Annotated in this window: 6 protein-coding genes; 2 read left to right on the top strand and 4 right to left on the bottom strand. The window is 69.3% G+C overall.

Annotation, left to right across the window (positions count from 1 at the left end):
• Positions 1-166 precede the first annotated feature (166 nt).
• Genes bglB through ACG04Q_RS12995 form a run of 3 tightly spaced genes read right to left on the bottom strand, consistent with a single transcriptional unit; the run spans position 167 to position 7694 of the window.
• A complete protein-coding gene (bglB, locus tag ACG04Q_RS12985) occupies positions 167-1330 on the bottom strand; it encodes a beta-galactosidase BglB (protein ID WP_394511355.1) in 1164 nt (387 codons plus the stop codon).
• Positions 1331-1350: 20 nt separating this feature from the next.
• Positions 1351-3762 (bottom strand): glycoside hydrolase family 2 TIM barrel-domain containing protein, encoded by a 2412-nt coding sequence (locus ACG04Q_RS12990; protein WP_394511356.1) that lies wholly within the window; start codon positions 3760-3762, stop codon positions 1351-1353.
• 8 nt (positions 3763-3770) lie between these two features.
• Entirely contained in the window at positions 3771-7694 is a 3924-nt protein-coding gene (locus tag ACG04Q_RS12995) for a beta-galactosidase (RefSeq protein ID WP_394511357.1), read from the bottom strand.
• A gap of 125 nt (positions 7695-7819) precedes the next feature.
• Between ACG04Q_RS12995 and ftsY the strand changes: the two genes are divergently transcribed.
• Complete coding sequence (gene ftsY / locus ACG04Q_RS13000; protein ID WP_394511358.1) at positions 7820-9055, top strand: signal recognition particle-docking protein FtsY; 1236 nt, start codon at positions 7820-7822, stop codon at positions 9053-9055.
• A 198-nt stretch (positions 9056-9253) separates the two neighbouring features.
• Here ftsY and ACG04Q_RS13005 read toward each other — a convergent pair whose 3' ends face one another.
• Positions 9254-9793 (bottom strand): hypothetical protein, encoded by a 540-nt coding sequence (locus ACG04Q_RS13005; RefSeq protein ID WP_394511359.1) that lies wholly within the window; start codon positions 9791-9793, stop codon positions 9254-9256.
• A gap of 194 nt (positions 9794-9987) precedes the next feature.
• Between ACG04Q_RS13005 and ACG04Q_RS13010 the strand changes: the two genes are divergently transcribed.
• Positions 9988-12039 carry a S9 family peptidase gene (locus tag ACG04Q_RS13010; RefSeq protein WP_394511360.1) on the top strand — a complete coding sequence of 684 codons (2052 nt, stop codon included), beginning with the start codon at positions 9988-9990 and terminating at the stop codon, positions 12037-12039.
• Positions 12040-12051: the final 12 nt, after the last annotated feature.

Consider the following 12051-nt stretch of genomic DNA (forward strand, 5'->3'; position numbering starts at 1 on the left):
TCGCCGCGGCCCTGGGTTCCGAGCATCGCAAGGCAGCCCGCAGGGCCGGTTTTGCAGGGGCGGTTTCTTTGCCTACTTTCTTGTCCGCACAAGAAAGTAGGTCGCCCGCCGGGGCGAACTCCCGGCACGGGCCTGGCCACCACCCCGAAGCAACGCACAGACAACCTCAGATGAAGCGAACCAGCAACTCGCCCATCGCCAGCAGCGCCATCGCCTGCCCGAACGGCATCGACGTCAGCGGGATGTCCTTGTATTCCTGCAGCGTGTTGAACACCGGCGTGCCGAAGCTCACCTGCGTCAGCTCGCCCGCGTCGTTGATGTGCCGCCTCACCGCCAGCGCAGCCTTCACGCCGAAGGCCTCGTAGTCCTTGGAGATGTAGCCCTTGCGAACGGCCTTCAGGATGCCGTAGGCAAACCCCGCCGAAGCTGCAGCCTCGTCATACGAAGTCGGGTCATCCAACAAAGTTGGCCACAAGCCCGACGGCGACTGGAATTGCGCCAACGCCTTGACCTGCGCCTCCAGCGTGGACACCAGGTGCTGTCGGAAGGCGTCGCCTTCCGGCAGGTTCAGCAGCTCCAGGAACTCGGGGATGACGATGGTGACCCACGAGTTGCCGCGCGCCCACAGCGCGTTGGCAAAGTTGTGGCGGCCGTCGAACGTCCAGCCGTGGAACCACAGGCCGGTTTTGCGATCCGACAGGTACTTGATGTGGACGAGGAACTGGCGCTTGGCTTCCTCGACGTAGTGCGGGCGGCCCAACAAGAGCCCGAACTTGGCCAGCGGCAGCACCGACATCATCAGCGTGTCGTCCCACAGCTGCTGGTGGTTGACGCTGTTGTAGACGATGTGCTGGAAGCCGCCTTCCTCGGTGCGGGGCAGCTCGTTGTAGACCCACTCGGCCCAGCGGTCGATGTAGGGCAGGAAGCGGCGGTCACCCGTGCGGTCGAACAGGTAGGCCAGCGTCAGGAAGGGCGCCACCGTGTTGATGTTGCGGCTGGGCATGCCTTCCTTGAAGCGCGCCTCGAACCAGCTCGTCATGATGTCCCAGGCCTTGGGGTCGCCGGTCAGCTCCCAGACCTTGTAGACGCCGTACAGGCCCACGCCGTGCGTCCACTCGAAGCCGTTCCAGCCCTTGGTGTCCAGCACGCGGCCGTCGTCCAGGCGCAGCAGGAACTTGCCGTCCTTGTCCTCGATGTTGATCAGGTTGTGGATCAGGCGGTCGATGGCGCCGCGGATGTCGTCGCGGTCCGCGCCGAGGTGGGCCGTGTGGTGGGCCAGCAGCGGGTGGATCTTGGAGGAGTCGACGGGCTTGAGGATCTGGTTGGACATGGTCTTGTCTCGGGTACTGCTCAGAAAGACAGCTCGGCGGCGGCGAGGCCGGGAGCGGTGACGCGCAGGCGCGCGGGTGGTTGATTGGAGTCGGTGCGGCGCAGGATGGCCAGGCCGCGGCCCTCGTGGACGGCGTGCTCGGCATCGCGCGGATCGTCCACGTCGGCCAGGTTGCCGTTGCCGATACCGAGGATCTCCAGGCCTTGCGCGTCGAAGCGCAGCCTGTTCGCCGCGCCGGGCACGCGGTGGCCCTGCGCATCGACGACGAAGAAGGCCACCTGCTCGACGCCATCCTTGCCCAAGGCCACGCGCTGCAGCTCGATGCGCGCGGCGGCACCGGCCGTGTGCAGCGCGAACTCGGCGACCGGCTGGCCGTCCTTCAGGCCCACGGCCTTCAGCTCGCCGGGCTGGTAGGGCAGCGTCCAGCTCAGGATGCCTTCCACCGCGTCGGCGGCCTTCTGCGTGCCGACGAGCTTGCCGTTCAGCCACAGCTGCACCTCGGGCGTGTTGGCGTAGGCCGACACGACGATGGACTCGCCCGCCGGCCAGTTCCAGTGCTCGGCCACCTTGGCGCGCTTCTGCTGGTCCAGCAGCGGCGTGCCCTGGCCCGATTGCGACGCGATCTGCGTGGCCGATGCGGTGGCTGCTGCGAGGTAGACGACGGGCTTGTCGCTCCAGAGGCTTGCGCGGAAGGCGCCGCGCGGCTTCATGAAGCCGGCCAGGTCAAAGAGGCCGAAGTCCGCGCCGCGCTGCGGCCATTGGTGGGCTTCACCGAGGTAGTCGAAGCCGGTCCACAGGAACTGCGCCGAGATGTAGGGCGTGTCGCGCACGATGGCCCAGGCACGGTAGTCGTGGCGGTTCTCGCTGCCGTAGATGACGCGCTTGGTGAACTTCGCGTGGTCGGCCGCGTAGCGGGCTTCCTGGTAGTTGTAGCCGGCCACGTCGAACAGGTTGCCGAAGCCGACGGCGTCACTCATCTCGACGGACGCCATCGCGGCGGTGACGGGCCGCGTCGGGTCCATGCGGCGCACGGCCTCCACCAACGGCCGGCCCCAACGCACCAGGTCGCTGGCCGGCGGCGCGGTGGGGCGGTACTTGGCGCCCAGCACCGGGTGTGAGAACGGGTCGTTGGGGTAGTCCACCTCGTTGCCCACGCTCCACATGACGATGCTCGGATGGTTGCGGTCGCGCCGCACCATGTCCTCCACATCGCGCACGCCCCACTGCACGAATTCCTCGCCGTAGCCCTGGCGGCCCGGCACGCCGACGTTCCAGCCGGCGATCCACTTGTTCTTCGTCGGCGTGAACTCGTCGAAGGCCTCGGCCTGCACGAGGAAGCCCATGCGGTCGGCCAGGTCCAGCAGCTCGGGCGCCGGCGGGTTGTGGCTGGTGCGGATGGCGTTGACGCCGATGTCCTTCAGCTGCTGCAGCCGCCGCTCCAGCACCGAGACGGGCACGGCCGCGCCGAGGTTGCCCGCGTCGTGGTGCAGGCACACGCCCTTGAGCTTGAGCGACTGGCCGTTCAGCGTGAAGCCGGTGTCGGCGTCGAAGCGGAACGTGCGGATGCCGAACGGCGTGTCGGTCTGGTCGACCAGCTTGCCGTCGACCCGCACGGTCTGGCGCAGCGTGTAGAGATGCGGCGTGTCCAGCGACCAGCGCTGCGGCTGGTTCACGGCGAGCGCCTGCGTCAGCGTGCGGCGCTCGCCGGCGGCGAGCCGGGCCTGCGTGTCGCGCGTGGCGACGACGCGGCCGTCCGGCGCCAGCAGCTCGGTGCGCAGCGTGAAGGCGCGCGGGCTCGTCGCCGCGTTGATCAGCTCGGCCTGCGCCTTCACGGCGGCCTTGGTCGCGCTGACGGTGGGCGTCGTCACATAGCTGCCCCAGGGCGCGATGTGCAGCGCGTCGGTGAAGCTCAGCCGCGCGTCGCGGTAGATGCCGGAGCCGGTGAAGTAGCGCGAGTCCATCTGCCGCGAATGGTCCACGCGCACGGCCAGCACGTTGGGGCTGCCATCGGTCTTCAGGTGGCGCGTCAGCTCGAACTCGAAGCTGCTGTAGCCGTAGGGCCGGCCGCCGACGTAGTGGCCGTTGATCCACACCTGTGCGTGGTCGTAGACGCCGTCGAACGTGATGCGGGCGACGCGGCCCTTCTGCTCCGGCCCCACGGTGAAGCTGCGGCGATACCAGGCGACGCCGCCGGCCGCATAGCCGTTGCCGCTGCCGTACTCGGCGCGGAAGGGCTCGTGCTGGCTCCAGTCGTGCGGCACGCGCACGGCCTGCCAGCCGCTGTCGTCGAAGGCCGGCTGCATGGCCGCGCCGGCATCGCTCTTCTGGAAGCGCCAGCCGCTGTCCAGCGTCTGCACCTGGCGTTGTGCCAGCACGGTGCCCGCCACGAGCGCCAGCGCGATGCCGGCGGCGAGCAGGGTCAATCGGGTCACGGGGAGGTTCATCGCTGCAGGTTGCGGGGTTGGGGCACGGGTTCCAGCGGCACGCCGCCGCGCGCGACGGCCAGCGGCACTAGGCGCACGGCTTCCAGCGCGTTGTCCGGCTGGCCGTCGGTGGTGACAGCCAGCGTCAGCGTGTTGTCGCCGTTGGGGTTGAGGATGCCGGGCGGCAGCACGAAGGTGCGCTGCGGGCCGATGTGGGCGATGAACTGGCCCAGGTTCCAGCCGTTGACGAAGATCAGCGCGCGGTTCTCGACCTCGGAGCGTGGCTTCGTCGTGTCGCCGAAGGCCAGGCCCAGCTGCACGTCGTGGCCGGCCGGCAGGTCGAGCTTGAAGGTCGTGCGCATCCAGTAGGTGCCCGGTGCGGGTGGTGCGGCCTGCGGCGTCGTCGCGTCCCAGCCGGGCTGAGGCTTGGCCGGGTCCACGGGCAGGTGCCAGCCCATGCGCTCACCGAACAGGCCGCCGTTGTTCAGCGGGCCCCGCACCAGGTCGGCAATGTCCTCGCCGCCCTTGTTGCCCTGGATCTTCCAGGCGATGGGCACGCCGAAGCGCGGGCCGCCGCGCGGCGTCAGCGACGCCGAGATCAGGCCGCGCGCCTCCTTGTGCGCGTCGTCGGCGAACAGGTCCCAGTTGTGCGAGTTGTTGCGCACGACGACGGCGATGACGTGCTCGCCGGCGGGCAGGCCTTGCAGCGTCTGGCGGAAGGTGTCGGTGGTCTCGGGGAAGGGCCGGCCGGTGTCGTGCTCCTGCTGGCCGATGAACTTGCCGTCCACCCAGACCTGGATCAGGCCGGCGCCGCCGCCGCCGAAGAAGAGCTCCAGCTGCAGCGGCTTGGCGTCGCTGGTCTTGAAGCGGCCTCGGTACCAGACGTCGCCGTGGTGGAAGCCGTAGTCGCTCATCGCCAGCACCGGCTGGCCCTTGTCGGCGGCGGTGTAGACGTTGGCGGCCGACACGGGCGCATCGGTGTTGCGCCAGGCGCTGTCGTCGAACTTGGGGTCGGCTTCGAGGGAGTCGAAGCGGCGCGTCCAGGCGAGCGTGGTCAGGTCGGGGAGCCGAACAGCCTCGGGGCCGGGCAGGGCGCTGCGGGCGGTGAGGCTGAAGTCCTGCGCGCTCGCCGCGACGGGCTGGCCGTTGAAGCTCAGCGACGTGATGCCGTCGGGCACCCAGGCGCGCAGCGTGCTCGCGGCGGTCGTGTCGCCGCTCAGTTGCAGTGCTCGGCCGCTGAGCGCCGCGGTGCGCACGAGCGCCGGGCTGCGCACCAGCACCGCCTGGCCGCCGGCCTGCAGGCGCCAGAACTGCTGGCCGGTCTTTTCGTCGGCAATCAGCAGCAGCAGGGGCGCGCGGCCACCGCCGCTGATCAGCACTTCGATGAGGCCGGTGTGGGCGTAGTTCAACCGCAGGTCGCCGCGCTTCGCGTCCCAGCTCACCTGGCCCTGGCCGCTCAGGAACTTCACGCTGGGCTTGGCCGCGAAGCGCAGCACGGTCTCGCCGTCGTCGCCGGCGCGGCCGTAGAGCAGCGCCACGTCGCGCGCGCCCTGCTGCAGTTGCGCCTGCAGCTCGCTGGTGCTGTAGACGAGGTGCTGGCGCTCCAGCGCGTAGCTGGCCAGCAGCAGCTTGGCGTCCTGCCCGGTCAGCGTGAGCTTGCCGGCCTGCGGCACCTGGTAGCTGCCGTCCTTGGTCTGCAGCTTGAAGCCGAAGGCCGCCGTGCCGTCCAGGTGGTTGTGCTGCGCCAGCAGCACGTGGCTGCCCAGCGCCGGGTTGACGTTGTGATACAGCCGCACCTTGGCGTTGCCGCTGTCCAGCGGCTCGCCCTTGTCCATCTGCGCGAGCACGGGCGTGGCGGCCTGCGCGAAGCCGCCCATCTGCTTGAGCACCAGCGCCTTGTCGCGCATCACGCGGGCCTCGCTGATGGGGGCGCCGTAGTCGTAGCTGGTGTAGACGATGGGCCCCGGCAGCCAGCCCCAGCTGGTGCCGCCGAAGGCCATGTAGATGGAATGGATGGTCAGCGAGTTGATGAGGCTGCTGCCGTAGAACACGCGCTGGTAGCCCGGCCCCTGGCGTTTGGCCGTGCACTCGTAGGTGCCGTTGGAGCCCCAGTAGTCGAACCATCCGGCGCCGATCTCGGCGACGAAGCCCGGCGTGTTGGGCGAGGCCAGCGACCCGACCTTGGGGAAGTTCTTGCCGTAGATGCCCCAGTCCGGCGCCGGCGCGGGCGTGCCGGGTTGTGCGTCCACGCTGCAGACGCCGCCCGGGTAGCCATCGAAGGCGTAGATGTCGGTCGGGCCGGGGTTGGCGAACGGCGCGGTGGAGTTCTTCGGCGTCCAGTCCGGCAGGCGCGACGCGGCATTGTGGAACAGTGGCACGGTGATGCCGTCGGCCCGCGCCTTGTCCGCCAGGCGCTGCATGTGGCGGATGTTCTTGGGCTGCACCGAGAACAGCTCGTTCTCCAGCTGGTAGGCGATGACGGTGCCGCCGCCGTTGGTGAGCTGGTGGCGGGCGATGATGGCGTTGATCTGCGTCATCCACTCGTCCGCCGCGGCCTGGTACTCGGCCGCATCGGTGCGCGCCTCGGCGCGCTGGCGCAGCAGCCAGCCGGGGAAGCCGCCGGCGGTCAGCTCGCCGTTCACGTAGGGCCCCATGCGCGCGATGACATAGAGGCCCTCCTCCTTGGCCATCTCGATGACGCGCTCGACGTTGCGGATGCCGGTGAAGTCGTAGTGTCCCGGCTTGGCCGAGTGGTAGCCCCAGGCGAAATAGAACGACACCGCGTTCAGGCCCGAGGCCTTCATCTTCTGCAGCACGTCGCGCCACAGGCTGGGCGAGGGCAGGCGGAAGGGGTGCATCTCGCCGGCGAAGATCATCTCGCGCTTGCCGTCGATGATGAGCGAGTGGCGGTCCCAGGTGATCTTCTTCGGCTTGTCCTTGGGGGCGGTCGCGCGCTCCAGCTGCGCGGTCTCTTCCGAGATCACGGTGAAGTGCCGCACCGTGCCCGAGACGCCGCCCAGTTCCTTCCTGGCCGTCCACGTCTGCAGGCCGTCGAAGCTGTCGGAATACCAGTAGCGCTTGGTCGTGTAGTCGTCGAAGTAGATGCGCCAGCCGGGCTTGCCGTCGGCGTTCTTGATGGGCGCCAGCGCCGGGCCTTCCGTCCAGCCGCCCCAGCCGGCCCAGTCGCCGGTCCTGTCCAGCGTCCACGGGCCGTCCAGCGATGGTGCGGTGGCCCGCTCGATGAACTTGGTCGTCTCGTTCTTCGTGAACGCGACGTACTGGCCTTCGTGCTGGATGACGAAGGTGTCGATGAAGTTGTTCTCCAGCCCCTTCATCGGCACCGGATCGCCGAAGGTCGTGAAGCCCGCGTCCAGCGCCTTCACCGAGTAGGCCGCGAACGGGCCCTGCGTGCCGCTCTTGGACAGGCTGACGATGAGTCGCAGGCTGCCGTCGCTGTCGCGGAACCATTCGGGCGCCCAGACGTTGCTAATTTTTTGATCACTGCCTGGCAGCCTGACCGGCACGTCGGCCACATGCGTCCACGTCCTCAGGTCGGCGGACTTGGCGATGCCGAAGGTCGAGCCGTTCCAGTCGGTCGTGTAGGCGACGTAGTAGAGACCGTCGGCCGCGCGGAGGATGGACGGGTCGCGCAGCAGCCCCTTGGGCGGCGTGTAGACCTCCGAGCCCAGCGACGTGAAGTTGATGCCGTCGGCGGAGGTGAACAGGCTCAGCTTGTTCTGCGACGTCGCCATGAAGGCGGACATCAGGAAGGTGCGCTCGCTCTTCTTCACGGCGGCCAGCGCGCCGGCCTGCGCGGTGACTGTCGTGGGCGGCTGCTGGCCCGGCAGGTCCTGCGCCTGCGCGGCGGCGCACATCAACAGCGAGGCCAGCGAGACCAGCCGGAGGGCATAGCGGGGCGAACTAGCGAAGGCAGCGGGCATGAGCGGACCGGGAGTGCGGGGAGCCTCGGCCAGTGTCACCCGGTTCCCTGGCGGCAAAAAATCAAGCGCATGCGAGAAGCGGCCGCAAGGCCGCCGTCACGGCGACAGGCGAAAATGCCGGTCATATGTTCAGTTTCTTCAAGAAGTCGGCGCCAGCCCCTGCGCCCGCCGAAGCGCCCACGCTGCTGCCCGAGGGCTGGGTCACCAAGAAGGCCAGCACGCCGGCCGAGCCGCCCGCCGCACCCGAGGTCGCGCCGGCTGTTGCTGCTGCACCCGTGGTGCTGCCTGCGCCAGTGCCGGTGGCTTCGCCGGCGCCGGTGCCAGTCGCCGCGCCCGTGAACCCGCCAGCCGCATCGCAGCCTGCCGCATCCCGGCCGGTGGTGCTGCCCCCGGTGGTGGCGCCAGCGCCGAAGGTCGTCGCCCCGCCGCCACCCGTGCCGGCACCCGAACCCGCCGCCGCCCCGCGCCAGAGCTGGATGGAGCGACTGCGCGCCGGCCTGCGCAAGACGGGCGGCAGCATTGCCGGCGTCTTCACCGGCACCAAGATCGACGAGCAGCTCTACGAGGAACTGGAGGAGGCGCTGCTGCTGGCGGATGCCGGCGTCAAGGCCACGCAGTTCCTGCTGGACGACCTGAAGCGCCGCGTGAAGGAGGCCCGTGCTACCGACCCGCAGGCCGTGCGCGGCCTGCTGGTCGACGCGCTGGCCGAGCTGCTGAAGCCGCTGGAGAAGGGCCTGGAAGTTGGGCGCTACACGCCCACCGTCATGATGGTCGTCGGCGTCAACGGCGCCGGCAAGACCACCAGCATCGGCAAGCTGACCCGCCACCTCGCCGACTCCAACCAGAAGGTGCTGCTGGCCGCGGCCGATACCTTCCGCGCCGCGGCGCGTGAGCAGCTGGGCGTGTGGGCCGACCGGGCCCAGGTGGAGATCATCAGCCAGGAGGGCGGTGACCCGGCGGCCGTGTCGTTCGATGCCGTCAACGCCGGCCGCGCCCGCGGCGCCGATGTCGTCATCGCCGATACCGCCGGCAGACTGCCCACGCAGCTGCACCTGATGGAGGAGCTGAAGAAGATCAAGCGCGTCATCACCAAGGCCCAGGCCGACGCGCCGCACGAGGTGCTGCTGGTGGTGGACGGCAACACCGGCCAGAACGCGTTGAACCAGGTCAAGGCCTTCGACGAGGCTTTGGGGCTGACGGGCCTGGTGGTCACCAAGCTGGACGGCACCGCCAAGGGCGGCGTGCTGGCCGCCATCGCGCGCGAGCGGCCGGTGCCGGTCTATTTCATCGGCGTGGGCGAGAAGCTGGAAGACCTCGAGACCTTCAGCGCGCGCGAGTTTGCGCGGGCGCTGCTGGAGTAATTCCAGCGGGCCGAGCGCCGGGCCTGCCTTGGGCCAGAGACCCAGGGCGTTCCGTAGGCACAAGCAGTCCGCAGGGACTGCTTGTGTCCGACTCCACCCCCAAGCCGGCCCGCGTCTGGCGATGTGCGGGCGGCTCAATGCCGCTCGCATCGCCGTCCCCTCGGGGGACCGTCCAAGGGACTCCTTGGACGAGGGGCTTCAGTGTGCGTGCGGGGTGTCGGCGTAGTAGCCGGCGCCGCGCATCTGCGGGAACAGCTTGCCGCGCAGCCGCTGGGCGTCGTCCTCGGTCTGCCACTCGCGGTCCCACTCGGCCACCGCCAGGTCGGTCGCCTGCAGCACACGCAGCAGCCGCTCGCGCTTGCGCAGCGGCCGCAGTTGCTCATCGGGCAGCGGCATCAGCACGACCGAGCGCACCACGCCATGCTCGTCGCACAGCGCGAAGTCCACGGTCAGCAGCCCCGTGCGCGACAGCCATTCGCGGTAGGAGTTCTGCTTGGGCACGCGCACCAGCTTGTGCAGTGGCACCTGCGCCAGCAGGAAACCCTTGGGATGCTCCAGCGCCAGCACCCGCGCGATGCACTTGTGCGCATGCCGCTCCGCGCTGCCCAGCACCCGGGCCGGCGTGGGCGGCCAGCGCATGACGGTGTCGCTGATGTCGTTGCTGATGACGCTGCCGTCCTGGCCGGTGAGCCGGTTGAGCAGCGCGCCCATGGCGCGGGGGAGGTGGATGTTGAGCATGGCTGCACGCTAGCGACGGCGCCGGGTCTTGACCACGGGCACTTGTCCCTTGAACTTGGGGGCAAGTGTGTGCGCTTGTGTCGCTCTCAGCAGCAACCCTTAAGGGCTGGCCGCGGGGCGGTCTGATCCTGACCGATGGCATGGGCCGTCGGACTGCCTATGCTCCCGGTCTTTCCCATTCGACCGAGGCCCGCATGTCCCGTTCCCCGCTCCTGCTTCCGCTGACCCTGGCGCTCGCCGCCGCGCTGCCGCTGGGCGCGCACGCCGCCGACGCCCGCAAGGCCACCCTCACGGTGGGCGACACGCCGTTGATCCCGCGCGCGGCGCTGTTCGGCAACCCGGTCAAGTCCGGCGCGCAGCTCAGCCCCGACGGCCAGTGGCTGTCGTGGATGGCGCCGGTCAATGGCGTCATGAACGTGTGGGTGGCGCCGGCAGACAAGCCCGAGGCCGCCAGGGCCGTCACCAACTCCACGGACCGCCCCATCCCCGGCCATTTCTGGTCTGGCAACAGCGAGCAGCTGCTGTTCGTGAAGGACAACGCCGGCGACGAGAATTTCCGCCTCTACGGCGTCGACGTGAAGACCGGCGCGCAGCGTGACTACACCCCCTTCGACAAGGTGCGCGTTCGCATGCTGGGCGGTTCGCGCAAGCGGCTGGACGAGGTGCTGGTGGGCATCAACAACCGCGACCCGCGCTGGCACGACGCCTACCTGCTGAATCTGAAGACCGGCGAGCTGAAGCTGGTCATGAAGGGCGATGGCCTGGCCGGCGTCGAGACCGACGACGACCTGAACGTGCGCCTGGGCGCCCGCCCCAACGCGGCGGGCGGCATGGATTACTTCCAGGTCAAGGACGCCGTGGTGGCGGACAAGCCCTTCCTCAGCACCAGCCTGGAAGACAACGCCACCGGCCCCATCGGCTACACCGCCGACGGCAAGACGCTGTACTGGCGCGACTCGCGTGACCGCGACACCACGGCCGTGTTCGCCGAGGACGTCGCCACCGGCGAACGCAAGCTGATCGCGCAGGACGCCCGCGCGGACCTCGGCGCCACGCTGCGCAACACGGTCACCGGCGAGGTGCAGGCCTATGCGGTGGAGTACCTGACCACCGAGTGGCAGTTCATCGACAAGGGCCTGAAGGCCGACTTCGACTGGCTGCAGAAGCAGCTCGGCAAGGGCGAGGTGTATGTCAGCAGCCGCACCCGGGCGGACGACAAGTGGATCGTCGGCATCGACCCTGTCTCCAAGGTGGCTGCCACCTATCTGTACGACCGCAAGGCCAGGAAGCTGTCGCCGCTGTACGTGGCCCGGCCCGAGCTGCAGAACGCGCCGCTGGTGCCCATGCACCCGGTCGAGATCAAGGCTCGCGACGGCCTGACGCTGCCCAGCTACCTGACGCTGCCGCAGGGTGCCGACAAGAACGGCGACGGCAAGCCCGAGCAGGCCGTGCCGATGGTGCTGCTGGTGCACGGCGGCCCGTGGGCGCGCGACGGCCACGGCTACAACGGCACTCACCAGTGGCTGGCCAACCGCGGCTACGCGGTGCTGTCGGTCAACTACCGCGCCTCCACCGGCTTCGGCAAGAAGTTCCTGAACGCCGGCAACAAGCAGTGGGGCCTGGCCATGCACGACGACCTGATCGACGCCGTGAACTGGGCCGTCAAGCAGGGCGTCACCAGTGCCGACAAGGTGGCCATCATGGGTGGCAGCTACGGCGGCTACGCGGCGCTGGCCGGGCTGACGTTCACGCCGACGACGTTCGCCTGCGCGGTGGACATCGTGGGCCCCTCCAACCTGGAGACTCTGCTGGGCACCATCCCGCCGTACTGGGAAGCCGGCAAGAAGCAGATGTACAGCCGCATGGGCGACCCGACGACCGACGAGGGCAAGGCCATCCTGCGTGCCGCGTCGCCGCTATACAAGGCCGACCAGATCGTGAAGCCGCTGCTGATCGGCCAGGGCGCCAACGACCCGCGCGTCAAGCAGGCCGAGAGCGACCAGATCGTCCAGGCCATGCAGGCCAAGAACATCCCGGTCACCTACGTGCTGTACCCGGACGAGGGCCACGGCTTCGCCAAGCCCAACAACCGCATCGGCTTCAACGCGATTGCCGAGAACTTCCTGGGCAACTGCCTGGGTGGCCGTGTCGAGCCGCTGGGCGAGACGGTGCGGCAGTCGACGGCGCAGATTGCGCACGGCGCCGACTTCCTGCCTGGTCTGAAGGCCGCGGCCGAGAAGAAGTAAGTCGTCGCGAGC

It is taken from the genome of Pelomonas lactea, assembly GCF_043555885.1.
GTDB classification, from domain to species: Bacteria; Pseudomonadota; Gammaproteobacteria; order Burkholderiales; family Burkholderiaceae_C; genus Pelomonas; species Pelomonas lactea.

What these genes read in the sequence shown, in the direction of transcription:
- bglB (WP_394511355.1), bottom strand. Translation starts at nt 1,330, where the DNA reads ATGTCCAACCAGATCCTCAAGCCCGTCGACTCCTCCAAGATCCACCCG.
- ACG04Q_RS12995 (WP_394511357.1), bottom strand. Translation starts at nt 7,694, where the DNA reads ATGCCCGCTGCCTTCGCTAGTTCGCCCCGCTATGCCCTCCGGCTGGTC.
- ftsY (WP_394511358.1), top strand. Translation starts at nt 7,820, where the DNA reads ATGTTCAGTTTCTTCAAGAAGTCGGCGCCAGCCCCTGCGCCCGCCGAA.
- ACG04Q_RS13005 (WP_394511359.1), bottom strand. Translation starts at nt 9,793, where the DNA reads ATGCTCAACATCCACCTCCCCCGCGCCATGGGCGCGCTGCTCAACCGG.
- ACG04Q_RS13010 (WP_394511360.1), top strand. Translation starts at nt 9,988, where the DNA reads ATGTCCCGTTCCCCGCTCCTGCTTCCGCTGACCCTGGCGCTCGCCGCC.